The organism is Nocardioides albus, from assembly GCF_014648255.1.
Lineage (GTDB): Bacteria > Actinomycetota > Actinomycetes > Propionibacteriales > Nocardioidaceae > Nocardioides > Nocardioides albus.
Genome location: NZ_BMQT01000005.1, coordinates 74,309 through 98,252, shown reverse-complemented (window position 1 = coordinate 98,252; position 23,944 = coordinate 74,309). Strand labels below are relative to the sequence as shown.

General features: G+C 69.2%; 21 protein-coding genes and 1 pseudogene. 7 read left to right on the top strand and 15 right to left on the bottom strand.

Translation table 11 applies throughout. From position 1 onward, the window contains the following. The first annotated feature begins 238 nt into the window (after positions 1 to 238). Together IEY84_RS11825 and argJ are read left to right on the top strand one after the other, a co-directional pair. Positions 239 to 700 (top strand): hypothetical protein, encoded by a 462-nt coding sequence (locus tag IEY84_RS11825; RefSeq protein ID WP_183547378.1) that lies wholly within the window; start codon positions 239 to 241, stop codon positions 698 to 700. Positions 701 to 756: 56 nt separating this feature from the next. Beyond that, the gene (gene argJ / locus IEY84_RS11820; protein ID WP_183547375.1) at positions 757 to 1,905 is read left to right on the top strand and encodes a bifunctional glutamate N-acetyltransferase/amino-acid acetyltransferase ArgJ; all 1,149 of its coding nucleotides are present in this window, start codon (positions 757 to 759) and stop codon (positions 1,903 to 1,905) included. Between the two features lie 281 nt (positions 1,906 to 2,186). Here the strand turns inward: argJ and IEY84_RS11815 are convergent, their stop codons facing one another. The 10 genes and pseudogenes from IEY84_RS11815 to IEY84_RS11770 form a co-directional block, all read right to left on the bottom strand. After that, positions 2,187 to 2,870 (bottom strand): sirohydrochlorin chelatase, encoded by a 684-nt coding sequence (locus tag IEY84_RS11815; protein ID WP_183547372.1) that lies wholly within the window; start codon positions 2,868 to 2,870, stop codon positions 2,187 to 2,189. Positions 2,871 to 2,964: 94 nt separating this feature from the next. Beyond that, positions 2,965 to 4,119: a uroporphyrinogen-III synthase gene (locus tag IEY84_RS11810; RefSeq protein ID WP_183547369.1), complete on the bottom strand. Its 1,155-nt coding sequence runs from the start codon at positions 4,117 to 4,119 to the stop codon at positions 2,965 to 2,967. An 85-nt stretch (positions 4,120 to 4,204) separates the two neighbouring features. Beyond that, entirely contained in the window at positions 4,205 to 4,690 is a 486-nt protein-coding gene (locus IEY84_RS11805) for a hypothetical protein (RefSeq protein WP_183547366.1), read from the bottom strand. Between the two features lie 23 nt (positions 4,691 to 4,713). After that, a complete protein-coding gene (gene nirD / locus IEY84_RS11800) occupies positions 4,714 to 5,064 on the bottom strand; it encodes a nitrite reductase small subunit NirD (protein WP_183547363.1) in 351 nt (116 codons plus the stop codon). Further along, positions 5,061 to 7,718, bottom strand: a complete 2,658-nt coding sequence (nirB, locus tag IEY84_RS11795) for a nitrite reductase large subunit NirB (protein WP_183547360.1) — start codon at positions 7,716 to 7,718, stop codon at positions 5,061 to 5,063. Before nirB ends, nirD begins: the two co-directional genes overlap by 4 nt. Then, on the bottom strand, positions 7,715 to 9,247 hold the full coding sequence (locus IEY84_RS11790; RefSeq protein WP_183547357.1) for an FAD-dependent oxidoreductase: 1,533 nt from the start codon (positions 9,245 to 9,247) through the stop codon (positions 7,715 to 7,717). Before IEY84_RS11790 ends, nirB begins: the two co-directional genes overlap by 4 nt. Beyond that, positions 9,244 to 11,307, bottom strand: a complete 2,064-nt coding sequence (locus IEY84_RS11785) for a molybdopterin oxidoreductase family protein (protein WP_183547354.1) — start codon at positions 11,305 to 11,307, stop codon at positions 9,244 to 9,246. The genes IEY84_RS11790 and IEY84_RS11785 overlap by 4 nt, the downstream gene beginning before the upstream one ends. A gap of 255 nt (positions 11,308 to 11,562) precedes the next feature. Then, positions 11,563 to 12,294 carry an ABC transporter permease gene (locus IEY84_RS11780; RefSeq protein WP_183547352.1) on the bottom strand — a complete coding sequence of 244 codons (732 nt, stop codon included), beginning with the start codon at positions 12,292 to 12,294 and terminating at the stop codon, positions 11,563 to 11,565. A gap of 46 nt (positions 12,295 to 12,340) precedes the next feature. Continuing rightward, positions 12,341 to 12,487: pseudogene (locus IEY84_RS11775) on the bottom strand (ATP-binding cassette domain-containing protein); the annotation flags it as partial. Between the two features lie 53 nt (positions 12,488 to 12,540). Further along, the gene (locus IEY84_RS11770; RefSeq protein WP_183547349.1) at positions 12,541 to 13,704 is read right to left on the bottom strand and encodes a heparan-alpha-glucosaminide N-acetyltransferase domain-containing protein; all 1,164 of its coding nucleotides are present in this window, start codon (positions 13,702 to 13,704) and stop codon (positions 12,541 to 12,543) included. A 74-nt stretch (positions 13,705 to 13,778) separates the two neighbouring features. On the opposite strand from IEY84_RS11770, the gene IEY84_RS11765 reads away from it, so the two are divergent. Beyond that, positions 13,779 to 14,990 carry an MFS transporter gene (locus tag IEY84_RS11765; RefSeq protein ID WP_183547346.1) on the top strand — a complete coding sequence of 404 codons (1,212 nt, stop codon included), beginning with the start codon at positions 13,779 to 13,781 and terminating at the stop codon, positions 14,988 to 14,990. Here the strand turns inward: IEY84_RS11765 and IEY84_RS11760 are convergent. The 5 genes from IEY84_RS11760 to IEY84_RS11740 all read right to left on the bottom strand — a co-directional run bounded on the left by IEY84_RS11760 (position 14,981) and on the right by IEY84_RS11740 (position 20,683). Further along, positions 14,981 to 15,796, bottom strand: a complete 816-nt coding sequence (locus tag IEY84_RS11760; protein WP_183547343.1) for a hypothetical protein — start codon at positions 15,794 to 15,796, stop codon at positions 14,981 to 14,983. The genes IEY84_RS11765 and IEY84_RS11760 overlap by 10 nt on opposite strands. Before the next feature lie 149 nt (positions 15,797 to 15,945). Then, positions 15,946 to 17,610: a DUF2563 family protein gene (locus IEY84_RS11755; protein WP_183547340.1), complete on the bottom strand. Its 1,665-nt coding sequence runs from the start codon at positions 17,608 to 17,610 to the stop codon at positions 15,946 to 15,948. 28 nt (positions 17,611 to 17,638) lie between these two features. Beyond that, a complete protein-coding gene (locus IEY84_RS11750; RefSeq protein ID WP_183547337.1) occupies positions 17,639 to 18,397 on the bottom strand; it encodes a sugar phosphate isomerase/epimerase family protein in 759 nt (252 codons plus the stop codon). A 10-nt stretch (positions 18,398 to 18,407) separates the two neighbouring features. Further along, on the bottom strand, positions 18,408 to 19,364 hold the full coding sequence (locus tag IEY84_RS11745; RefSeq protein ID WP_183547334.1) for a Ppx/GppA family phosphatase: 957 nt from the start codon (positions 19,362 to 19,364) through the stop codon (positions 18,408 to 18,410). Positions 19,365 to 19,423: 59 nt separating this feature from the next. Beyond that, a complete protein-coding gene (locus tag IEY84_RS11740; RefSeq protein WP_183547330.1) occupies positions 19,424 to 20,683 on the bottom strand; it encodes an MFS transporter in 1,260 nt (419 codons plus the stop codon). Between the two features lie 185 nt (positions 20,684 to 20,868). Here IEY84_RS11740 and IEY84_RS11735 point away from each other — a divergent pair, with 185 nt between their 5' ends. The 4 genes from IEY84_RS11735 to IEY84_RS11720 all read left to right on the top strand — a co-directional run bounded on the left by IEY84_RS11735 (position 20,869) and on the right by IEY84_RS11720 (position 23,929). Beyond that, complete coding sequence (locus IEY84_RS11735) at positions 20,869 to 21,630, top strand: DUF3109 family protein (protein WP_183547328.1); 762 nt, start codon at positions 20,869 to 20,871, stop codon at positions 21,628 to 21,630. Positions 21,631 to 21,731: 101 nt separating this feature from the next. After that, entirely contained in the window at positions 21,732 to 22,388 is a 657-nt protein-coding gene (locus IEY84_RS11730; protein ID WP_179660149.1) for a VOC family protein, read from the top strand. Beyond that, positions 22,277 to 23,098 (top strand): class I SAM-dependent methyltransferase, encoded by an 822-nt coding sequence (locus IEY84_RS11725; protein WP_229788606.1) that lies wholly within the window; start codon positions 22,277 to 22,279, stop codon positions 23,096 to 23,098. Before IEY84_RS11730 ends, IEY84_RS11725 begins: the two co-directional genes overlap by 112 nt. Positions 23,099 to 23,164: 66 nt before the next feature. Further along, positions 23,165 to 23,929, top strand: coding sequence for a M15 family metallopeptidase (locus tag IEY84_RS11720; RefSeq protein WP_183547325.1), 765 nt, complete (start codon positions 23,165 to 23,167; stop codon positions 23,927 to 23,929). Positions 23,930 to 23,944 lie beyond the last annotated feature (15 nt).

The window sequence follows — 23,944 nt, the reverse complement described above, 5'->3', positions numbered from 1 at the left end:
TCATGAGCCTGGACAATTGATCGATCCAACCGCAGGGGATGTTCCGACAGCCGGTCCCAAGACCCTTGTGACCCCTATGTCTAAGTGACAAAGGACTCATTTCGGTGAGCGGTCCGTAATGTGGATGTGACCGTCGATGTCGCACGGTGACGCGGATTACATCTAAGGTTTCGCGAGTGATCCCCCAACACACAATCGTTGAATTGTTTCAATCCCTGAGCGGTCCAGAGGCCGGCTGATGGACCTCATTCTCGGGACCTTCGCCGCCTCCTTCACCGGAGGCCTCTTCCCCGTCATCAACTTCGAGACCTACCTCGCGGTGGCTGCCTCGAACCTGACCTTCTCCGCCCTGATCCTCGCCCTGGTGGCGGGAATCGGCCAGACCACCTCCAAGGTCGTCTGGTACTACGCCGGCCACGGCACCACTGCCCTCCCCTTCGTCCGCAAGAAGATGGCGTGCGAGAAGTGGCAGCAGCGGATGGAGAAGTGGGAACGGCGTACGCAGGGACGGCCTGCCTACGCCGGCGGCCTGCTCGCCGTCGCCGCCCTCAGCGGGCTGCCACCGCTGGCGATCCTCGCCGTGGTCTACGGCACGCTCAAGGCCAACCTGATGCTCTTCGTCGTGATCACGTTCGTGGGCCGCGTACTTCGGTCGTGGATGATCCTGGAGGCCGCCGCGTTCGCGTGGCTGCGGGCCTGAACCGGCGACCGTGGGATGCCTCGGCGGCACCGGCCGGCCCCGCATAGAATCCGGCTATGTCGCAGCCTGCTGGATTCGTCGGAGTCACCGCCAACCTCGGCCTCAAGGAGGGCGCTGACGACTTCGCCGTCGTCGCCGCCCCCTCGGGCGCGGTCACGAGCGCGGCGGTCTTCACCCGATCCCGCTTCGCCGGCGCCTCGGTGCTGCTCTCCCGGGCTTCCGACGTCTCCGCGTTCCGCGGGATGGTGACCATCTCCAAGAACGCGAACGTCGCGACCGGCCCGACGGGTGAGGCCGACGCCGCGGAGGTACGCCGCCTGGCGGCCGAGATCGTCGGGGTCCGTCCCGAGGAGCTGCTGGTCGCCTCGACGGGCGTTATCGGCGTGCAGTATCCGATGGACGTGCTCGTCCCGGCTCTCGAGAAACTCGTCGGGACCGCCGGCGCGGCCGACTTCGACGCCGCGGCAGCAGCGATCATGACGACCGACACGATCGCCAAGATCGAGACCCGGACCGTCGGCGCTGCGACGATCACCGGGATCGCGAAGGGCGTCGGGATGCTCGAGCCCGACATGGCCACGATGCTGACCTACTTCTTCACCGACGCCGCGGTGCCTGCCGCCGAGCTCGACGCAGCCTTCCGCCGGGTCGTCGACCGCACCTACAACGCCGTCTCGATCGACACCGACACCTCGACCTCAGACACCGCCGCGATCTTCGCCTCGGGGGCCGCGGGCGCGGTCGACCTCGGCGAGTTCGAAGCGGCGCTCTACGACGCCGCGCTCGCGCTGGTGAAGAAGATCGCCTCCGACGGCGAGGGCGCCTCCAAGCTGATCACGGTCTCGGTCAGCGGCGCCCGCGACGACGCCCAGGCCAAGCGGGTCGGCAAGGCCATCGTCAACTCTCCCCTGGTCAAGACCGCCGTCCACGGCGCCGACCCCAACTGGGGCCGGGTCGCGATGGCGATCGGCAAGCTCCACGACGAGACCGACGTCTCCCCCGAGCAGGTACGCATCGCCTTCGGTGGCACCGAGACCTACCCCGCCCAGGTCTCCGAAAATCTACTGGCCGATTTGTCGACTTATCTGTCCGGGGACGACGTCTCCATCGAGGTGGACCTCGGCATCGCCTCGGGTGAGTTCACCGTCTACGGCTGCGACCTCACCGACGGCTACATCCGCATCAACGCCGACTACACGACCTGACGGTCCTCGGCAGCCCTCGGCAGCCCTCGGCAGGCCTTGGCAGAGAGCGGGGGCGGATGCTGACCGAGGTAACTCGGTGGGCAGTCACCGGGGCTCGTGGGATGTCGGCGGTCGGGCGGATGCTCACCGAGGTAACTCGGCAGACGCTCACTCCCCTCGCGGAACTCCGCGAAAGCAGTGGGCGCTGACCGAGGTAACTCGGTGGGCAATCCCTGGGCTCGCGGGGCTGCCGGGACATTTGCGCCGACTCGGCGGGTTCGAGCGGGACAGACGCCCCGCGCCTACCCGACCTGTGCCTGCCCGCCGCCGACCTCGGCGAGGAGGGCGGAGGCGCGGCGTACGACGAGCTCGATCACGTCAGGATGCGGGCCGATGACGTCGGCGACGGTCTCCGCGCCCGCAGCCGAGGAGCGTGAGCGGACGAGGTCCGAGAAGAAGCCGGGGGCGAGCAGGTAGGGCGAGACGGCGTCGCCGGGGCGTACGACCTGGTCGAGGGGCGGAGCGCCGGAGCCGGAGACCGTGGCGACCCGGACCGGACCACCCCAGGCCTGCTCCAGCAGCAGACCGGCCGCCGCGATGTCGGCGCGAGCATCGGGATCGTTGGAGCCGGCAGCGACCAGAACCACCGGCCCGCCGGGCGCAGCACCCGCCGCGACCAGCCGGGAGACCTGCGCCGAGGCGAGCAGCGGATCCGGGCCGAGCGCGCTGCCCATCGTCACCGGCAGCCCTTCGGCGGCCTGCGGCAGGTCGACCTTGATGTGATAGCCGGTCGAGAGCAGCAGCGGGACCACTACGGAGGGATGCCCGTCAGCCAGGACGTCGGTCAGCAGCGGCTCGCAGAGCTCGACGTACGCGGCCTTCGACTCCATCCCCAGCGCGCGACCGGCCCGCTTGGCGATGATCGATGCGACGGCGTTGCCGAGCAGCTGCCGAGTCCCATGCGCAACCACGACGAGCCGCGTCATCGGCGCTCACTTGCCCGCATATGCGCGAAAGTCGCAGGCCCGGCCGCCGCATCGGCCGCCGTTTCCCGACACGTGCGCGATTCTGACCGCCGGGTCACTGGGCAACCGCCAGACGATAGCCGCGCTTCACCACGGTCTGGACGGCTTTCGTCCCGAGCGCGGACCGGAGCCGGGCGACGGCCATCTCCACCGCGTGCTCGGAGCCGGCGGTGCCGGAAGGGAGCATCGCCAGCAGAGCCGGCCGGGAGACGACGTTGCCGGGGATGGCAACGAGCGCGCTCAGGACCGCTGCGGGCGCCGGGGAGAGCTTCACCTCGGCGCCGTCCAGGATGACCGCGTCGTCGTGGAGCAGCAGCTGGTGGCCGCCGGCGAGCTCGATCATCAGCCCGGAGCGCCGCAGCGGCAGCTCGGCCTCGAGCATCTTGACCATGGCGGCGGTGCGGGATCGGTCCGGGATCATCGTGGGTACGCCCCACATCTCGAAGGCCGCTGCGGTCACCGGACCGACACAGGCCGCGACCACGTCGGCCTGGAAGGCCGCGACGATCTCGTCGCGGAGACCGACCGACCCGGCTGCCTGCATGAAGGCAGCCACCGCCGGGGCGGAGGTGAAGGTGACCGCATCCAGCTCGCCGTCGGCCAACGTCTCGACCAGCCGGAACATCGGCTCCGGGTCGGAGGCCGACTCGACCCGATAGACGACCACGTTGATGACCTCGGCACCCTGCCGGGTCAGCGCGTGCGCGACCATCGACAGCGACTGCCCGTGCTCCTGCACCACGATCCGCTTGCCGGTCAGGTCGCGTCCCCGCAGATGCTCCAGGACGTCGTCGAACTCCTCCGACTCGGGCGCCCACAGCTCGCGGAGCCCGCGCCGCCGGAGCGCACCGACCGACTTCGGGCCGCGCGCCAGGATCTCGGCTCCGCCGAGCGTCTCCAGGAGCGGGTCGATGAGTCCCCACTCCTCGGCGGCGTCGAACCACGCCCGGGTCCCGATGCCGGTCGTCGCCAGGAACATGTCGACGCGGTGGCCGATGATCTGCTCGGTCACCGCGCGCAACGACCCGGCGTCGACCCGGTTGGGGTCGACGGAGAGCGCCGGGGCCCACACCACGTGAGCCCCCCGCCTCTCGAGCAGGTTGATCTGCTCCTCGGCCTTCCGCGCGGCGGTCACCCCGACGCGGAAGCCGCTCAGCGCGCCAGTGTCCACATCCGAATCGTAGATCTCCTGCGCCTTCTCCACCGCCATGGATCCACCCTGCGTCGATCGCATTTCGCCGTACGCAGGGTGTTCGGATCGCCGGCGCTAACTTTCCCTCACGGCCTCACGGCTCCTAGAGCTCGACGATGGGACCGGTCGGGCGGGCCGAGCTCTCGGCCGGGTCGTGACTCCATCGGCCGGACAGGCCGGCGCCGATCAGGAGTGCGCCGACAGCCGGCAGCATGACCCCGTAATAGCTGAACACGCCGTACTGGAGTGCTTGGATGCCGATCAGGTTCGTCAGGTTCCACAGGATCTCCTGGGAGAAGAGCGAGATCAGCCCGAACCCGCCGTACGCCACCCCGGCGACGACCGGGCCGATGCCGGCGATCCGGCCGGCAGCCGCCACCACGAAGAGCAGCAGCACACCCAGCAGCACCAGGACGATCCCGACGCCGGAGGTGCCCAACCTGGAGGCGTCGATGGCGTGGCGATATCCGCCGGTCATCGCCAGCGCGAGACCGAGCGGGGTCAGCACCAGCGACGCGCCCACGCTGACCCAGCGACGCGTCGACCATGGCATCGCGGACAGCTTCGCCTCGAGAACAGCATCGCTCATGACGCCACCCTAGTGGCGAGCCATCAGCGGCGCGCCCCGACGCGTACCTCCCCATCGACGACGTCGACCTCGTAGGTCGCGACCGACACCGACGGATCGTCGAGACACTCCCCGGTCTCCAGCGAGAACGGCTGCTTGAGCAGCGGCGACGCCACGAACGGCACCTCGCCACGCGTCCCGACGATGCCGCGGGCGAGCACCGAGGCATGGCCGTACGGGTCGAAGTTCGACAACGCGAAGACACGGTCGTCGACGGTCCGGAAGACGGCGACTGCCTCCCCGCGCACCAGCGCGGCGATGCCCGTCTCCGGGTCGATGTCGTCGAGGCGACAGACGGCGATGTACGTCACGGGCTGGGTCTGGGTCTCGGTCATCGCGTCTCCTCCAAGGTGGGCAAACCGATCGGGATCGAGGAACCGAGCGAGACCGGGCCAGTCTGATTGTCTCGGGCTCCGCTTCGACCGACAGCGGCCGGCTCCTCGCCCACCTCCGGGACGATCTGGCCGCGGGTGGACCCGAAGGAGATGTTGGGGTCCGGGATGTCCGGGGCGTTGACGAAGGAGACGAACCGCTTCAGCTTCTCCGGGTCCTCGATCGTCGCCTTCCACTCGTCGAAGTAGCCGTCGACGTGCGCGGCCATCGCGGCCTCTAGCTCGGTGCCCAGGCCGAGGACGTCGTCGACCACGACCTCGCGCACCCGGTCCAGGCCGCCGTCGAGGGAGTCGATCCAGGTCGAGGTGCGCTGGAGGCGGTCGGCGGTGCGTACGTAGTACATGAGGAAGCGGTCGAGGTAGCTGACCAGCTCCTCGGTGCTCAGGTCACCGGCGAGCAGCTGGGCGTGGGCCGGGATGGCGCCACCGTTGCCCCCGACGTACAGGTTCCAGCCCTTCTCGGTGGCGATGACACCGAAGTCCTTGCCGCGGGCCTCCGCGCACTCGCGGGCGCACCCGGAGACGCCACCCTTGAGCTTGTGCGGCGAGCGCAGCCCGCGGTAGCGGGTCTCCAGCATGATCGCGAGGCCGACGGAGTCCTGGACGCCGTAGCGGCACCAGGTCGAGCCGACGCAGGACTTCACGGTCCGCAGCGACTTCCCGTACGCGTGGCCCGACTCGAACCCGGCGTCGACCAGGCGTTTCCAGATCGCGGGGAGGTCCTCCATCCGGGCGCCGAACATGTCGATGCGCTGGCCGCCGGTGATCTTGGTGTAGAGGCCGAACTCCTTGGCCACCTCACCGATCACGATCAGGCCCTCGGGAGTGATCTCGCCGCCGGGGATGCGCGGGACGACCGAGTAGGAGCCGTTCTTCTGGAGGTTGGCCAGGTAGGCGTCGTTGGTGTCCTGGAGCTTGCGGTTCTCCTTGGCCAGCACGTGCCCGTTGAGCTGGCTCGCCAGGATGCTCGCGACGGCGGGCTTGCACAGGTCGCAGCCGCGGCCGGTGCCGTGGGCCTCGATGATCTGGTCGAAGGTCTTGTAGCCGTGGATCAGCACCACGTCGAAGAGCTCGGCGCGGGTCATCTTGAAGTGCTCGCACAGGCTCGTGTCGACGGTCTTGCCCTGAGCGGTGAAGTAGTCCTCGACGATCTTCTTCACCTGCACCTTGCAGGAACCACAGGTGCTCCCGGCCTTGGTCGACTTGGTGACGTCCGCCGCGCTCTCGCAGCCGTTGTCGACGGCCGCCTCGATGTCACCGCGGGTGACGTTGTTGCAGGAGCAGATCTGCGCCTCCGGCGGAAGCTGGATGCCTCCCCCACCGCCCGTGGACTGGGGGAGGATCAGCTCCTCCGGGTTCTCCGGAAGCGGGATGCCGGACGCGACCATCGGCCGGAGCAGGCCGTAGGCGCTCGCGTCGCCGACCAGCACCCCGCCGAGCAGGCGAGTGCCGTCCTCGCTGATCACCAGCTTCTTGTAGACGCCGGCGACGGCGTCGGAGTAGGTCAGCTCGAGACACTCGTCGGTGGTGCCGTGCGCGTCACCGAAGCTCGCGACGTCGACACCGAGCAGCTTGAGCTTCGTCGACATGTCGGCGCCGGTGAAGGTGCCGGCCCCGCCGAGCAGGGCGTCAGCGACGACCTCGGCCATGTCGTAGCCAGGCGCCACCAGGCCGTACATCCTGCCGCCGGGCGCGGCGCACTCGCCGACCGCCCACACGTGCGGGTCAGAGGAGCGGCACTGCTCGTCGACCAGCACGCCGCCGCGCTCGGCCAGGTCCAGGCCGGCGGCGCGCGCGAGCGCGTCCCGCGGCCGGATGCCGGCCGAGAAGACGAGCATGTCGATCGGCAGCGGCTCCTCGACGTCCTTGAACTTCAGGGCGCTGACCTTGCCGTCGAGCACGCCGCTCTCGTCCTCGTCCACGACCGAGATCTCGGCGACGGAATCCGGCGCGATCGATTCGGTCATCACGCCGGTGTGCACGGTGAGGCCGAGCTTCTCGATGTGGCGCTTGAGCGTGTTGCCGCCGGCGTCGTCGACCTGCACGGCCATCAGCCGCGGCGCGAGCTCGACCACGTGGGTCTTGACGCCGAGCTGGTGCAGCGCGTTGGCCGCCTCCAGCCCGAGCAGGCCACCGCCGATCACCGCCCCAGACTTCGCGGTCTTCGCGGCCTCACGGATCGCCTCGAGGTCCTCGATCGTGCGGTAGACGAAGACGTTCCCGAGCTCGGCACCCGGCACCGGCGGCACGAACGGCGCCGCGCCGGTCGCGAGCACCAGCTCGTCGTACGCCATCTCCTCGCCGTCCGCGAGCATCACGGTCTGTGCGGCGCGATCGATCTCGATGACGCTCGTGCCGGTGCGCAGGGTGACCCGCGGGTCCTCGTAGACGCCGGAGGGCAGGAAGGAGAGTGCCTCGGCGCCGACCTCGAAGAAGCTGGTGAGGGCGACCCGGTCGTACGCCGGACGTGGCTCCTCACCGAACACCACGATGTCGTGCGTCTCGGTGAGACCGCGCTCGATCGCGGCGGTCACGAAACGGTGACCGACCATGCCGTGGCCGACGACGACGACCTTCTTGCGGAGGTGAGGGCTCATGACGGGGTTCCTTCCACTGTGCGCAAACTTTTGGGGAGCGGACTTGTCTGGCGGGTGGCGAGAAGCTGGCGGACGGACGGTGCGCAGCCACCGCAACCGGTGGTGGCACGGGTGGTGTCGCGTACGTCCTCGAGGGACTGGCATGCCCGGATCGCGCCGGCGGTGACGCCGGCGCAGGCACAGATCTCCGCATCGTCGGGGAGCTGCGGTACACCTGACGAACCCGTCGAGGACGGCTCAGGCAGCAACAGCTGCCCGGCCTCGTGCTCGCCGAGCACCGTCTGCCGGTCGAAGGCCTGGGTGATCAGGCCGACCCGGCTCAGGTCACCGACGAGGGCTCCCGCGACGATGCGGCCATCGCGTACGACCAGCTTGCGGTGCGTGCCCTTGACCGGGTTGGCGATCTCGACGACCTCGCCCGTCTCGTTCTCGGGCTCGCCGAGGACGCAGACGTCGAGGTCGGTGGCGCGCAGCCGGGCGACGACGCGGTGTCCTTCGTAGGTCGCCTGGTTGCCGGCGAGGACCTCGGCGAGAACCCCGGCCTGCTCCCACGCCGGTGAGACGAAGCCGGTCACGGTCGCGTTGTGCTCGGCGCAGTCGCCGATGGCGTAGACATCCGGGTCGTCGACGCTGCGCAGCTGGTCGTCTACGACGATGCCGCGGTTGACGGTGAGCTCGGCGCGGCGGGCGAGGTTGGCGCGCGGCCGGCCGCCGGCGGTGAGCACAACCAGGTCGGTCTCGAGGGTGTAGCCGTTGTCGAGCTTGAGTCCCTCGTCGGTCAGCCGGGTCGCGCGGGCGCCGAGGTAGACCTGGGTGCCGAGCTGGGCCATCGACCGCTTGAGCACCTTGCCCGCGGTCGTGCCGACCTGGCTGTTCAGCAGGTGATCGCGGCCCTCGACGATCTCGGTGGCGATTCCACGTACGGATAGTGCCCTGGCGACCTGCAGGCCGAGCAGCCCACCGCCGACGACGACGGCGTGCCGCACCGTGGGGTGAGGTTGTGAACCTGAGAGTGACCCAGGGTCCGCGCTCAGGTTCACAACCTCCCCTCGGATGGCATCGAGCAGACGAGCACAGTCGTCGAGACTGCGGAAAGCCTGCACCCGCGGGTCCATCGAGCCGTCCAGCCGCACGACGCCGCGGATCGGCGGCAGGCTCGGGATCGCCCCCGTGGCGAGGACGACCTGGTCGTAGGGGACGGTCGTCCGGCCGGCGAGCTCGACCGTCTTGGTGTCGCGGTGGATGTCGACGACGAGGCTGCCCAGACGGAGGTCGACTCCCCTGTCGGCGTACCACTGCTTCTCGCGCAGCGCGAGCGCCCCGGGGCGGTGGGTGCCCTCGAGCACGGCGGAGAGAAGGATCCGGTTGTACGGAGCGTGTTGCTCCTCCGCGAGCACGGTCGTCTGCGGACCGAGGCCCCGTGCGACCAGTCCCTCGACCAGCCGCGCCGCGGCCATGCCGCCACCGATGATGACGATCCGCTTCTGCTGCGGCGTGGGCTCATGTAACACGATCGGCTCCCCGCTCATGCACTCACCGCCGCGGCACAGACCTTGAACTCAGGCATCCGGCTGGAGGGGTCGAGGGCATCGTTGGTCAGCCTGTTCGCGCCGACCCAGTGGAACGGCACGAAGATCGTGTCGGGACGGATGGTGGTGACGACCCTGGCAGGCGCCTTCAGCTCACCGCGCGGCGTACGGACGACGACCGGATCGCCGTCGTGCGCGCCGACCCGGTCGGCGAGCAGCGGATGAAGCTCGACGAAGATGCCGTCGTCGGGGAGGTCCTTGATCCGCCGGGTCTGGGCGCCGGACTGGTACTGAGCGAGCACCCGGCCGGTCGTGAGATGCAAGGGGTACGCCGCAGAAGGCTCCTCCGCCGGACCGGAGTGCTCCACGTCGACGAACCGAGCCCGCCCGTCGGGGTGGGAGAAGGTGTCGGCGAACAGCCGCGGAGTCCCGCCGCTGCCCTCCGGGCACGGCCAGAAGACACCGTCCTCGTCGCGGATGCGGTCGTAGGTGATGCCGCTGTAGTCAGCCTTGCCGCCCTTGGACGCCGCCCGAAGCTCGGTGAAGATCGCCTCGGGGTCGGTCTGCCAGCGGGTTGCGCCAGATACGGCCTCGAGCCGAGTGGCCAAGCCGGCGATCACCTCGAGGTCGGAACGTACGCCGTCGGGTGGCGTGACCGCCGCCTGTCGGAGGATGACCCGGCCCTCGAGGTTGGTCATGGTGCCGGTCTCCTCGGCCCACTGGGTCACCGGCAGGACCACGTCCGCCAGCGCGGCGGTCTCGCTCATCACCATGTCGGCGACGACCAGGAGATCGAGGTCCGCCAGTCGCGACGTGATGTGGGTGGCGTTGGGGGCGGAGACGACGATGTTGGAGCCGAACACGAGCAGGCTCTTGGGGCCCTCGGGGGTGCCGAGCGCGTCGAGGAGCTCGTAGGCGGAACGGCCCTTGCCGGGGAGGGTCTCGGGGTCGACGCCCCACACCGCGGCGACGTGCGCTCGCGCGGCGGGGTCGTCGATCATCCGGTAGCCGGGAAGCTGGTCGGCCTTCTGGCCGTGCTCGCGGCCACCCTGTCCGTTGCCCTGGCCGGTCAGGCAGCCGTAGCCGGCGTACGCCTTTCCGGGCATGCCGAGCGCGAGCGTCACGTTGAGCCAGGCCAGGACGGTGTCGGTGCCCTGGGCGTGCTGCTCGGCGCCGCGGGCGGTCAGGACCATCACCTTCCCCGCGTTGGCGAGCAGGTCGGCGAGCTCACGCAACTGCGCGGCCTCGACCCCACTGACCCGCTCGACCATCTCCGGCCACCAGGCGGCCACGGAGCGGCGTACGTCCTCGAAGCCTGTGGTCCGCTCGGCGATGTAGTCCTCGTCGACAGCGCCGACCGCATCGAGCAGGTGCAGGACGCCGAGCGCGAGGGGCAGGTCGGTGCCGGGGACCGGCTGGAGGAAGAGGTCGGCACGTTCGCCGGTCGGGGTCAGCCGCGGGTCGATGACGACGACCTTGCCGCCGTTCTCCCGCAGCCGGTCGAGGTGGCGGGCCGCCGGCGGCATCGTCTCGGCGAGGTTGGAGCCGACGAGCACGCAGACGTCCGTCTTCTCGATGTCGGCCAGCGGGAACGGCAGGCCGCGGTCGACGCCGAAGGCCTGGTTACCCGCGGATGCCGCGGACGACATGCACCAACGCCCGTTGTAGTCGATCTGGGAGGTGCCGAGGGCGACCCGGGCGAACTTCCCGAGCTGGTACGCCTTCTCGTTGGTCAGCCCGCCGCCACCAAAGACGGCATTGGCGTCGGCGCCGTGGTTCTCCCGCAGGTCGGTGAGCTTCGAGGCGACCAGGTCGAGGGCCTCGTCCCAGGTCGCTGCGCTCCACTCCCCCGTCGCCCGGTCACGCACCATCGGCGTCGTCAGCCGCTCCCGGCTGCCGCGCAGCCCCGCCGCCGTCCACCCCTTGCGACACAACGCACCCTCGTCCACCGGGCTGTGCTTGTTCTTCTGGGACCGCACACCGACCTCCAGCCGGGGCCCTTTGCGTGAAAGGGTCATCCCGCACTGCAAGCTGCAGTAAGGACAGTGGGTGTCGGTCACGCGTACTCACACCGTTTCGGGTCGGGGGTGGGCAACCCCTACGCTCCGGTGTCGACGTTTCGCACCGACCGGCCCTCCGTACCCCTTCCGTCAACTTCCGCTCACCACCTCACAACCCGCCGAGACGTCACCCGCGTCGGCCGAAGCGTCAGGTACGTCGGCCGAGTTGGCACCGGGATGCCAACTCGAACAGCGGGAGCGACGTCTCGGCCGACCGGAGTGACGCCTCGGCCGACCGGAGTGACGCCTCGGCTATCAAGGGGTACGTCGCCGCAGGGTCGCCGCGCCGAGGGCGAGGCCGGCTACGACGAACCCGGCGACTACGGCCAGGTCGGCCCAGACCTCACCGGTGTCGGTGGAGGTGACCAAGTGGGTCATCGCGTCGACGGCGTAGGAGAGCGGGAGTACGTCGGAGATGGCCGCCAAGACCTCCGGCAACGAGTCGCGCGGGACCAGGAGCCCACAGAGCAGGATCTGCGGGACGACGATCGCCGGCATGAACTGCACCGCCTGGAACTCGGTCGTGGCGAAAGCCGATACGAGCAGGCCGAGCGCGGTGCCGAGGACGGCGTCGACGATCGCGACGACCACGAGCAGGGCGACCGAGCCGGAGATCTCCAGCCCGAGCAGACCCACGCTGACTCCGACCGCCACCCCGGACTGAACCGCGGCGAGGAGCCCGAACGCCAGCGCGTAGCCGAGCAGGAAGTCGCCCTTGCCCAGCGGCATCGCCAGCAGTCGCTCGAGCGTCCCCGAGGAGCGTTCGCGAAGCGTGGTGACCGAGGTGACCAGGAACATCACGATGAACGGGAAGATCGCCAGCAGGGCAGGGCCGATCCGATCGAAGACCGGCGAGTCCTCGTACATCCACCACAGCAGGGTCATCAGCAGCGTCGGCAGGATCACCAGCATCACCAGGGTGCGGTGGTCGCGCCGGATCTGGGCGAGCACCCGCCGGGCCACCGCGAGGGTCCGTCGAAGACTCATGCCGCCACCCCTCGCACCAGCGCCAGGAAGGCCTGCTCGATGTCGTCCGCATCAGCGTCGTCTTGCCGCACCCCGACGGTCCGAGCAGCCCGGTCACCTCGCCGGCACGGAGGGAGAAGTCGAGGTCATGAAGGACCTCGCGCTTCCCGCGTACGACCCTCAGATCCTTCGCCACGACCACGGTTTCCGTCATCCCACGAATCTCCCACACCATCCCCGCCGGGTCATCGGTTCGGGCACCCGGATCTACTCCAGGCGGCGCAACCAAGCCGCGGGGCGGCCCACGAGCCACTCCAGCGGCCCCGGACGGCCCCAGGCGGTGACGAGCGCGCCGATGGTCAGGACGACGAGCACATGGAAGACGTACGACCCAGGGGTCTCCGGTGGCCACACGGCATCGGTCATCATCACCACGTGCAGGCTGTAGAGCGTCAGCGTCATCGTGCCGGCACCGAACATCACCGCCATCCCGACGCGCCACCGATCCGGGAGCCGCAGCGCGATCATCTGGCACGCGCCGATGACGAACATCGAGCTGCCGATCGTCTGTGCCAGGTCGAACGGCGTGGTCGAGTGCGGCGCGACGACCAGCAGCCATTGCCAGCCGCCGTCGATCGGCGTCTGTCCGTAGAGGCCGTGGCTCATCTCGATCAGCGCGCCGTCGATGTCCATCCCGGGATAGGCGCGCAGCAGTACCTCGGCGACCGACGGCAGCCGGGTCAGCCTCCCCGACAGCCAGCTGGCCGAGACGGAGATGATGATGCCGCCGGTCCAGATCATGTCGACCACGATCCGGTTGCGCAGGTCGATGCGGCCGATGGCCATCCCGATCAGCAGGTAGGCCAGCCACGGGACGGCCGGGTAGTAGCCGGTGACGAGCAGCTCGGCCAGCAGCCGGCCCGGCTCCAGCAGCTGGGCCGGCTCCGGGCTCTCGTACTGCCGTAGCGGCAGCAGCGGGCGGATGCCCAGCGACAGCAACGGTCCCACCACGATCCAGACCACCCCGAGCAGCCACAGCCAGCGCGCCCGCAGCCCGAGGAACGGGATGCCGATCAGGAAGAGCATGCCGTAGTAGGTCAGGATGATCGCGATGTTGGTGCCGAGCGACCCGAGCAGCAGCCCGATCGCGGCGATCAGCACCGCCCGCGCGGCCAGCCCCAGCGACCGCAACCCGAGCGCTCGCCCTCGCACCGGCGATTGACGTCCGGTCATCAGCGCCAGGCTGACCCCGGCGAGCACCGCGAAGAGCGCCGCCGACCGACCGCCGGCGACGGCCTGGATCCTGGTCAGCTCCCCGGAGGCATCGACCGGATCCAGCACATGGGTCGCCATCATCCCCAGCAGCGCCAGACACCGCGCCGCGTCGACACCGACGAGGCGCGTCGAGAGGCGATCGGTCAGCGCGGACATCGACCCCAGAGTAGAGATATCTCACGCACTCGGTGGCTTCACCCACGCACAACCCCTCCTTTACCGTGGGAACGATGTCCGTAGATGCCTCCCCGACCCGTGAATGGGTAGGCCACGACGCCGGCAGCAGTGGCTACCGGCGGATCCTGGTCGGCCTCTTCGCGGCCGGGATCGCGGCCTTCGGCCAGATGTACTCCACCCAGGGCATCCTCCCCACCGTCGCGCAGGCGCTCGAGGTCAACGAGGCCTCGGCCGCGCTGACCGTCTCGACCGCCACCCTCGGGCTGGCCGCCAGCGTCCTCGGCTGGTCGTGGGTCGCCGACCGCATCGGCCGAGCGCCGGCGATGAAGATCGCCCTCTCGATCTCGATGGTCCTCGGCCTCCTCACCCCACTGGCCCCCGGCTTCACCACCCTCCTGGTGCTGCGCGGCCTCGAAGGCATCGCACTCGGCGGCGTACCCGCCCTCGCGGTCGCCTACCTCGCCGACGAGATCCACGTACGCCACGTCAGCCTCGCCGCGGCCATCTACATCTCCGGCACCACGGTCGGCGGCCTCCTGGGCCGGGTCATCACCGGGCCGTTCGCCGACCTCGGCGGCTGGCGACTGGGTGTCACCGCAGGCGGGATCCTCTCGGCGATCGCCTCGATCATCGCGATCACCCTGATCCCCCGCGACCGGGCCTGGGTCCGCCCGGTCGGCAAGCCGGCCACGTCCGTACGCCAGGGCGTGCTCGCCAACCTGCGCGACCCGGGCATGCTCGTGCTCTACGGACAGGCCGCGCTGCTGATGGGTGGGTTCGTGGCGACGTACAACTATCTGGGGTTCCGCCTCGAGCGCGAGCCGTTCGGACTGCCGGTGGCGATCTCCAGCCAGATCTTCCTCGCCTACCTCGGCGGCACGATCTCGTCATCGGTCGCGGGTCGGCTGGCCAGCACCTACGGCCGCCGAAAAGTGATGCTGACCTGCGTGAGCATCATGATCGTCGGGGTCTTGATGACGTTCCCGGACAACCTCGTCATGGTCTTGGCCGGCCTGCTCGTCATGACCACCGGCTTCTTCGCCGCCCACGGCGTCGCCTCCGGCTGGGTCGGCGCCCGCGCCCGGGTCGGGAAGGCCCAGGCGAGCGCCCTCTACAACCTCTTCTACTACGGGGGGTCGAGCCTCTTCGGCTGGCTGCTCGGCTATGCGTACGTCGTCGGCTGGTGGGGCCTGGCCACCGCCGTCATCGCCCTCGCCCTGATCTCGTTGACATGGTCCGCGATCGCGACCCGCGATCAGTCGTAGTGGTGGCTCTGCGGCAGCACGATCGGATCATGGTCGCCGTCAGCGACCCGCGACGTCACCGCCCGGCCCTGCGGAGACTCGGTGCCGGGCACCGCCACACACTCCATCTGGTCCACCCTGCAGGCCAACAACGAGATCCCTGAGCCACTCTTCAGCCGCCCGAGCCGCGTCTTGTCGTCAAACCAGAGACCGCCCCACTCGGAGTCTCCGACCATGATCACGCTGCCGCCGTCCGGCGGAACCAGATCGGCGCCGTCCGGACCGACCAGCCGCCCAGGCTCGCCCTTCTCCCCGACAGCCTCCCAGGTGTGGCTGGGGTTCCAGACGCCGTAGGCGTCACCACCGTGCGGCTGCCACGGCTTCTCCCCCTCGGGCACCTCGCTCCGCTCACCCGTGGCCAGCGAATAGGCAACATCGCCGTCCAGCGTCCGAAACCACGCCGTCTCGTCGTCGACCGCGATCAGGCCGGGCTCGATCTCCTCGTATGCATCGGCCTGATCTCCTGAGGTGGTGAATCCTTCATCGCTTCGGACGACCTCCTCGCCGGTGGTGAAGTCGACGACCACCGCTTCAATCGTGTCGGGATCCTCGGTGACATCGGCGTAGGCCAGGTAGCGGCCGTCCGGCGACGCCTCGATCAACGACACAGTCGTATGAGCCTTCACGCCGAGACCCCGGGCGCCAGAACCATCGGCCCAGTAGAGCTCATCGTCACCAGGGGTCTGGAACACCACGCCACCGCCGACGACGGCGTAGGCACTGATCGGATCCTCCGTGGCGATGTCTGACCCGTCCGGAAGATGCACGGTCGATCCTTCAGCCCAGACGAGGCCGTCAACGGGAGCCACCTCCCCCACGGCCGGCCAATTCGCCTCAACCGCAGAGCCGGAATCTCCACACCCACCCAAGCCCAGGATCAACCCCAGGACGATGATCACGCTTCGAACCACTCTGATCACAGCCGGCCCTCCAGCCGCTTCCCACGCCCGGCGGTCTCGTCATCTGTGCGCTGATAGGTCACGGCCGCCTCGTCGAGCGCATCGCCAAGCCGTTCCATCGCATCACGGCCAGCGTCAAGGCTGGAGGCTGCCCTGCTGAGCACCTTCGTGATGCTCTGAGCAAGCATCTCTGCCGCAGGCACCTCACCGAACCAAGCCGACTGCACGCCCACCGACTCGACCCCACCAGCTATCCGCCGGAGGCGACCTGCGCTCGCTGCGTAGGTCGCGGCCGCCTTCCGCAGAGTCTCCGGCTGCACCTCGATGTCACCGCCGGCTCCATCCGGTTCCAGCCCGAGCTCGGACAGCGGCGTACGCGTCATGTAAGGGCTCGACCACAGGTCCGCATCGGGGTGCTCGCCTCGGAGCCACTCCGCGAATGAACGACTGCCCGGGTCACGGTAGGCCCCAGACCCGGACTCGTACGTGGTGATGATCTCCCCGTCCACCTCGACGATGCCCTCGGCCATGTTCGGATAAGGGTAAGGGTCGCTCCGGTCAGTTTCGTCGTCTCGGTTCTGCACGATCAGGCTGCTCGGCTTGTCGCGGCCCCAGGAGGTGCTGAAGACGTACTCGCCGTCCCGCACCACCACGCCCTGGACGTCGGGAGGGGTGTTGATCGTTTCGACGGGGTTGTCGAAGTCCCACTGTCCGTCGACCTTCTGGTAGCGGTACATCTTGCTGCCATCGAAACTGCCGACGAAGAGGCTGTTGCCGTGAACCGCGGTGTAGGACGATGCCTCCACATCAGCCGGTGGGCCGCTGGGAGGAACGCTCTCACCCTGTTTCGCCTTCCTCAGATCGCTCATCGAATACTGGTGAAGCTGACCTCCGGAACTCACATATACGGTGTCTCCATCCACGGTGACACCGCCGACGTGCCCGCTTGCGCCTTCCAGCGTGACGTTGCTGATCTCGGTCCCGGATGTCTCATCGATGAGCGAGAGCTTCCCGTCACCGTTCTCGTCGTCGGAGTCGTAGTAGCTCTGGAGCAGGATGCCGTTCTCGTCGTCATAACCGAGCCCTTGCGGCACCCAACCCCGCTCATCGCCGGTAGCCATGGTGTTGGGGATCAGCGGGCCGCGATAGCTGCCCGACTCGTCGTACCAGTTCCTGCTGCGGTCCAGCCCCTTCTCCACCCACCCTCGAGCGTCCTCATCGAGCTTGTCGAGATCGACCTCGTCGCCGGTGAGGAAGGCGGTCGCGTTGGCGAGAGCCGAGTTGTAGGAGGTGCCGAGCGTCATCAGCGTCGAGTCGATGACCCGCGCCATCATCTCGTCGACCAACGGGATCGGCGCCCGCGGACGACTGCGCCAGATCCCGATGATGAGATCGGCCTTGCCGACCATGTCATCGTACGACCGCATCGCGCTGTCCAGAGCTCCGCGAGCACGCACCACCGCATCGTGGTTCAGGTCGAGGCCGGTCACCAATGCGGATGCCCTCATCCTGAACATCGCGTTCGCCATGCTCGACCAGACCGGCACGTCGATCGTCTCTGCAGCCTGGTCAGCGACATCAGCCACGTCGCGCGAAGCCATCTCGAGGTCTCCGACAATCCCGCCGATGCTCCCGGAGTCCCCGCTCACCAAGGAGCGATAGCGAACCTCTGGATCAGTCATGACTCCCCAAGTCTGTCGTCAGAGTCTGTCACGCCCGGAAGTGCTCGCGGGCGAACTCGAGCGACTCGCGCAGGTCGGCGAGCCGACCGGCCTTGCGGGTGCTGATCTCCAGGACGATGTCGCCCTCGAACCCCGAGGAGGCCAGGTAGCGCAGGAACTTGTCGGCGCCCATGTGCCCGCGCCCGGGCACGAGATGCTCGTCCTTGGCCGAGCCGGTGCCGTCGGTGAGGTGGATGTGCCGCAGGCTCGGGCCGAGACGCTTGGCCATCTCGATGACGTCGTCGCCGGCGATGGCAGCGTGCGAGAGGTCGATGGTGGTGTTGGCATAGTCCTCGGTGGAGGGGTCCCAGTGGGGCAGGTACATCTGGGTGGCGCGCTTGGCGGCCCGCCACGGATACATGTTCTCCACGGCGAACCGCAGCCCCGTCGAGCGCTCCAGCGTGGCGATCCCCTCCACGAAACCGGCGGCATACTCGCGCTGCCACCGGAACGGCGGATGTACGACGACCACGCCGGCCCCTACCTCGACGGCCATCTCCGCGGAGCGCTCGAGCTTGCCCCAGGGCTCGAACCCCCAGACCTGCTGGGTGAACAGCAACGTCGGGGCATGGATCGCGACGACCGGCAGACCGTGATGCTCGGAGAGCTGCTTGATCGCATGGGTCTGCTGCGAGAGTGCGTCGATCCCGACCATCACCTCGACGCCGTCATAGCCCACCTCGGCCGCGTAGGCGAACCCGTGGGCGGTCGATTCGGGATAGGTCGAGACGGTCGACAGCGCGATCATTGCGGGCCTCCTAGTCGGACCTTCCGAGATGAGAGCTGTCGATGAAGGACAGGTGGTCCATCCGGTCGAGGATCAGCCCCTCGCGGAGCGCCCACGGACAGATCTCGAAGGCGGGCAGGTCGAAGATGTCGAGGCACGCCTCAGCGACCAGCGCACCCGGGACGATCTGGTGAGCCCGCGACGGACTGACGCCGGGCAGCTCGGAGAGCTCCTCGAGCGACATCTCCAGCAGCTTCGGGATCCAGCGGCGCAGCTCGGCAAGCGGCAGCTCCCGACGCACGCGCAGCCCCTCGCCGCTCGGGGCGGCGCCGCAGATGCGTGCCAGCGAGCGGAACGTCTTCGAGGTCGCCACCGCCATGTCCGGGTGTCCACCGCGCAGTATCTTGCCCGCGTCCTCGGCGATCGCGGCGCGGATCATCCGGCGCATCTCCCGCAGCTCCTCGTCCGTCGGCCGGTCACCGAAGTAGCTGCGGGCGAGCCGGCCGGCTCCGAGCGGGAGCGACCACGCGACGTACGGCTGCTCGTCCAGGCCGGCCGCGATCTCCAGCGAGCCGCCGCCGATGTCGAAGACGGCGAGCCGCCCCGCGGACCAGCCGAACCAGCGACGTACGGCCAGGAAGGTCAGCCGCGCCTCGTCGTCGCCGGGAAGGACCTCGATCTCGACCCCGGTCTCAGCGTGCACGCGGTCGAGCACGGCCTGCGAGTTGCCGGCATCGCGCACCGCAGAGGTCGCGAAGGCGAGCATCTCCGAGACGCCCTTCTCCTCCGCGACCGCCACCGAGTCCCGGGTGAAAGCGGCCAGCGCCTCGATCCCGGCCTCGGTCACATCACCGGCCTCGTCGAGGTGCTCCGCCAGCCGCAACGGCTGCTTGAACGAGTACGCCGGTGACGGGGCTGCCCCGCCGTGGGCGTCGACCACGAGCAGGTGTCCCGTGTTCGATCCGATGTCGAGTACGCCCAGACGCATGGCTCTACGCTACTTCGCCGAGCACGCCCCGTGGTCCAAAGGCTGCCCAGCGAGTGATTTCAGCGGTCGGCCGAAGCCGAAGCACGCTCGAGGCCAGGGGCCGTGACCACGGCAGGTTCCCCGATCCGGGCGTTGACGGCTCCCGCGATGACGACCACGAGCGCGGCAGCCGCCGGCATGAGCAGGGCGGCGTCGGTGCCCCAGCGTTCGGCGATCTCGCCGGTGAGCGCAGAGGCGAGGGACTGTCCGAGGATCACGCCGGAGCCGAGCATGGTCATCACGGTGGCCGAGCGGCCGACGGGGCTGCGGCGGGCGCCGAGGCCGTACTGCGTGACCAGGGTCGGGCCGATCCCGATGCCGATGACGAGCAGCGCGAGCACCATCCCGGTCAGCGAGGACACACTCGGCAGGGCGAGAGCACCGACGAGCATCACCCCGCCGAAGACCAGCCAGCGCGCGGCCGAGGTGAAGCCCACAGGGAAGAGAGCGACGCCCAGCGCCAGCGCGGCGGAGCCGACACCCATCGCGGCGTAGACCAGACCGGCTTCCTCAGGCCGCCCGTGGTCGGCCATGAACGAGGTCAGCGAGGTGAGCATCGAGCCGAAGAAGAGACCGACACCAAGGATGCCGACCACGACGACGACCACACCGGGACGGGCGAGCTCGCGGGCGGAGCCCGCGGCCGGCGTACGTCCGGCAGTCGCCTGCGCGGTCGCAGCGCTCGGATGGAGAGCGAAGGCGGAGACGAAGATCAGGGTGAGCACCGCGGCGGCGACAACCGGGGCCCACGGGTCGATCGCGACGGCGAGGACACCGGCGACGACCGGGCCGACGATGAAGACGATCTCGTCGGCCGCCGACTCGTAGGCCATCGTCGAGTTGAGCACCCGCACGCGACGTCCCGGGACGATGTGGGAGGAGATGATCGCGAACAGGCGGGACCGCGACAACGGGGCGATCTGCGGGGCGGTCGCGCCGACCAGGAACGCCACCGCCAGCACCGCGGCATCCGGCAGCGGGCTGTAGACCACCCAGGCCATCGCCGCCAGCGCGGCACTGCTGAGGACGCTGATCACCAGCAGGACCGGACGCTGACCGAACTTGTCGACGGCGGCACCGAGCAGGGGGCCGCAGGTCGCGGCTCCGATCCCCACCAGGGCCGAGTTCAGGCCACCGAGCGCCAGCGAGTCGCGGCCCGCGACGACCAGCGTCAGCACACCGACGACCATCATCGCGTACGGCATCCGCGCGACGAGCGCGAGCGGGAAGTACGTCTTCCCGACGGCGCGCACCAGTCTCTGCTCGCCCTGCTCCGACATCTCTCGAACCTCCCGCTGCGAACCGCGGCTCTGTGCCGCCTTGGTCCGCCGGCGGGGCCGGCGCGAGGTGATACACACAATGAACACGGAGCGGTCGCTCCGTCCCTACAAGAATACGCCTCCCACCTCGGCCATCCGGAATCGACGCGGCGGAAGAACGCGGGTCGACCACGTAGGCTTACGGGGTGCCTGAGGTGCCCCTGGATTTCCCGCGTGCGTGGGTGGAGTTCGTGAACCCCGACGACCCGGACGAGCGGATGCGCTGCGACCTGACCTGGTTGACGTCGGCGTACTCCTGCATCTTCGGCGACGGCTGTCCGGGGATGTTCAAGAGCTCGCCGGACGTGGGGTGCTGCACGCTGGGGGCGCACTTCGCGGACGAGGAGGACGAGGCCCGGACGGCGGAGTTCGTGCGGAAGCTGACCCCGGATCTGTGGGAGCAGCACCCGGGCCGCGAGGTGAAGGGCGACGACTGGGTCGAGCTCGACGACGAGGGCGAGCGGAAGACCCGGGTAACGGATTTTCGCGGGCAGGAGTCGTGCGTCCTGGCCAACCGGCCGGACTTCGCCGGCGGTTCGGGCTGTGCGCTCCACATCCTCGCGGCGGCCGAGGGCCGCGAGCACTTCGAGACGAAGCCGGACGTGTGCTGGCAGCTGCCGATCCGGCGTACGTTCCGCGATGTCGAGCTGACCGACGGGACGACCTACACCGAGGTGACGATCACCGAGTACGACCGACGCGGTTGGGGGCCGGGCGGCCACGACCTGGACTGGTACTGCTCAGGCAACACCGAGGCGCACGTCGCGGTCGAGCCGGTCTACATCACCAACCAGGCCGAGCTCACCGAGCTGATGGGCAAGGCGGCGTACGCCGAGCTCGTCCGTCACTGCGAGGCGCATGTCCGGTCGAGGTCGGCGCTGGCCCTCCACCCGGCCAGCCCACGCTGACCTCCGTCCGACCTGCGACGACCCGTAACTCCACTCTCTCGACATCAAGAGATAGCGACCCTGGATTGGTCTCTCTCTCAGCGAGAGTTCAGAATCGTTACATGCGCCTGGACCATGTTTCGTACGCTGCAGGACCCGATGGCTTGGCTCAGACCGCCAAGCAGCTCGGCGAGCTGCTCGGCCAGGAGTTCGTCGACGGCGGCGTCCACCCTCGCTTCGGCACCCGCAACTTCATCCTCCCGATGCGCGGCGGCCTCTACCTCGAGGTGGTCGAGGCGCTGGAGCACCCGGCCAGCGACAAGGCCCCGTTCGGGCAGGCCGTCAAGGCCCGCTCCGCGCTCGGCGGCGGCTGGATCGGCTTCGTGATCGGCGTCGACGACATGACCCCGATCGAGGAGCGGCTCGGCCGCAAGGCGGTCCCCGGCAACCGCCACCTCCCCGACGGCCGCGAGCTCCACTGGCAGCAGATCGGCATCAACGGCCTGATCGCCGACCCGCAACTGCCCTACTTCATCAAGTGGGAGACCCCTGACCTCCACCCCGGCAACGCCGGCTCCGACATCACCCTCACCGACCTGGAGATCTCCGGCGACCCCGAGCGGGTCAAGGACTACCTCGGCGACGAGCTGAAGGAGCGGGTCGACCCGTGGACCGGCAAGCCCGCCGAGAACGTCCACATCGACTGGGTCGCCGAGCACGGCACCCCCGGCCTGCTGGCCGCCAAGTTCGTGACGCCCCGCGGCGAGGTCCGGATCTGACCAGGCTCGACCTCCCCGGCGCCACCGGAGCGATCCCCTCCCCCAACATCTGGCACCACACCGCGACGTACGAGATCGAGAACCGTGCCCTCGACCCGCACGGCCGGCTCTGGACCGCCATGGCCGAGACCGCGCCGTGGGCCGGGCGCGACGTGCTCGACCTGGGCTGCGGGACCGGGTTCTACCTGCCGAAGTTCGCCGAGACCGCCCGAACCGTCACCGGCATCGAGCCCCACCCGGACCTGGTGACGTTGGCCCGGCGGCGTACGAAGAAGCTCTCGAACGTCACCGTCCACAACGGCATCGCGCAGCAGCTGCCGCTGCCACCGGCATCGGTCGACGTGATGCACGCCCGCTGGGCCTACTTCTTCGGCCCCGGCTGCGAGCCTGGGCTCGGCGAGCTCGACCGGGTGATGCGACGCGGCGGCGTCGCGATGGTGATCGACAACGACGGCTCCCGGTCGAGCTTCGGCGCCTGGTTCCGCCGCGGCTACCCCAAGGTCCCGCCGCCCGATGAGCAGGAGCGGTTCTGGTCGATGCACGGCTGGACGCGCGTGCCCGTCGACATGGACTGGTCGTTCGGCTCGCGCGCGGACCTGGAGGCGGTCGTACGCATCGAGTTCGACGCCGCCACCGCGACGGCGATCCTGGCAGAGCACGACGGGACCTACGTCGACTACGCGGTGAACCTCTGGTGGAAGGGTTTCTGAATCGGTGCACGCAGCCGAGGAAAACCCGTAACCATTGAAGCTCCCCCCAAGGAAGGGAGTTTCACCATGCACCAAATCCCACGTCTCGGGCGTCGGCTCGGCACGGTCATCGGTTCTCTCCTCGTCACGTTGGCGGCCAGCCTGGTCGCCATCACCTCCACAGCCGCCCCCGCTCACGCCGATGCCTGCTACACGTGGGGTCGCACCCTGCAGCAGGGCGCGACCGGGGCCGACGTCACCCAGCTGCAGATCCGGGTCGCCGGATGGGCGACGTCAGGCACGATCTTCTCGATCGACGGGTCCTACGGCCCGGCGACCACCACCGCCGTCCGCAACTTCCAGTCCGCCTACGGTCTCGGCGCCGACGGTGTCGCCGGGCCCAACACGTTCAGCAAGCTCTACGCCCTCCAGGACGACGACTGCACCCCGATCCACTTCACGTGGGGCGAGGTCGACGACGTCTGCTTCGGAGGCTGGCCGGCGCCGGTCTCCGGTACGTCGGTCGCCCAGGTCAAGGCCAACCTGATGCAGGCGATGTGGCGCGCCGAGGCGATCCGGCACCGGCTGGGCGACGTCCCGCTGCGGGTGACGTCGGCCTACCGGTCGAAGGCCTGCAACGACCGGGTCGGCGGAGCCAGCAACAGCAACCACCTCTATGGCCGGGCGATGGATCTCGTCCCCGGCAGCAGTGCGTCGACCATGTGCGGGATCGCGCGGGCATCTCGCCAGTCGTTCGCGCAGGTGCTCGGGCCGGGCTACCCCGACCACAGCGACCACATCCACCTCGGCATCCAGTCGAGCGTCTTCCACAGCGCGTCGCAGTGCTTCTAGCGCGCTGAGCTCTCT

Excerpts from the sequence above, each read along its gene's own strand:
- IEY84_RS11825 (WP_183547378.1), top strand. The coding sequence starts at position 239 with ATGGACCTCATTCTCGGGACCTTCGCCGCCTCCTTCACCGGAGGCCTC.
- argJ (WP_183547375.1), top strand. The coding sequence starts at position 757 with ATGTCGCAGCCTGCTGGATTCGTCGGAGTCACCGCCAACCTCGGCCTC.
- IEY84_RS11815 (WP_183547372.1), bottom strand. The coding sequence starts at position 2,870 with ATGACGCGGCTCGTCGTGGTTGCGCATGGGACTCGGCAGCTGCTCGGC.
- IEY84_RS11810 (WP_183547369.1), bottom strand. The coding sequence starts at position 4,119 with ATGGCGGTGGAGAAGGCGCAGGAGATCTACGATTCGGATGTGGACACT.
- IEY84_RS11805 (WP_183547366.1), bottom strand. The coding sequence starts at position 4,690 with ATGAGCGATGCTGTTCTCGAGGCGAAGCTGTCCGCGATGCCATGGTCG.
- nirD (WP_183547363.1), bottom strand. The coding sequence starts at position 5,064 with ATGACCGAGACCCAGACCCAGCCCGTGACGTACATCGCCGTCTGTCGC.
- nirB (WP_183547360.1), bottom strand. The coding sequence starts at position 7,718 with ATGAGCCCTCACCTCCGCAAGAAGGTCGTCGTCGTCGGCCACGGCATG.
- IEY84_RS11790 (WP_183547357.1), bottom strand. The coding sequence starts at position 9,247 with ATGAGCGGGGAGCCGATCGTGTTACATGAGCCCACGCCGCAGCAGAAG.
- IEY84_RS11780 (WP_183547352.1), bottom strand. The coding sequence starts at position 12,294 with ATGAGTCTTCGACGGACCCTCGCGGTGGCCCGGCGGGTGCTCGCCCAG.
- IEY84_RS11770 (WP_183547349.1), bottom strand. The coding sequence starts at position 13,704 with ATGTCCGCGCTGACCGATCGCCTCTCGACGCGCCTCGTCGGTGTCGAC.
- IEY84_RS11765 (WP_183547346.1), top strand. The coding sequence starts at position 13,779 with ATGTCCGTAGATGCCTCCCCGACCCGTGAATGGGTAGGCCACGACGCC.
- IEY84_RS11755 (WP_183547340.1), bottom strand. The coding sequence starts at position 17,610 with ATGACTGATCCAGAGGTTCGCTATCGCTCCTTGGTGAGCGGGGACTCC.
- IEY84_RS11750 (WP_183547337.1), bottom strand. The coding sequence starts at position 18,397 with ATGATCGCGCTGTCGACCGTCTCGACCTATCCCGAATCGACCGCCCAC.
- IEY84_RS11745 (WP_183547334.1), bottom strand. The coding sequence starts at position 19,364 with ATGCGTCTGGGCGTACTCGACATCGGATCGAACACGGGACACCTGCTC.
- IEY84_RS11740 (WP_183547330.1), bottom strand. The coding sequence starts at position 20,683 with ATGTCGGAGCAGGGCGAGCAGAGACTGGTGCGCGCCGTCGGGAAGACG.
- IEY84_RS11730 (WP_179660149.1), top strand. The coding sequence starts at position 21,732 with ATGCGCCTGGACCATGTTTCGTACGCTGCAGGACCCGATGGCTTGGCT.
- IEY84_RS11720 (WP_183547325.1), top strand. The coding sequence starts at position 23,165 with ATGCACCAAATCCCACGTCTCGGGCGTCGGCTCGGCACGGTCATCGGT.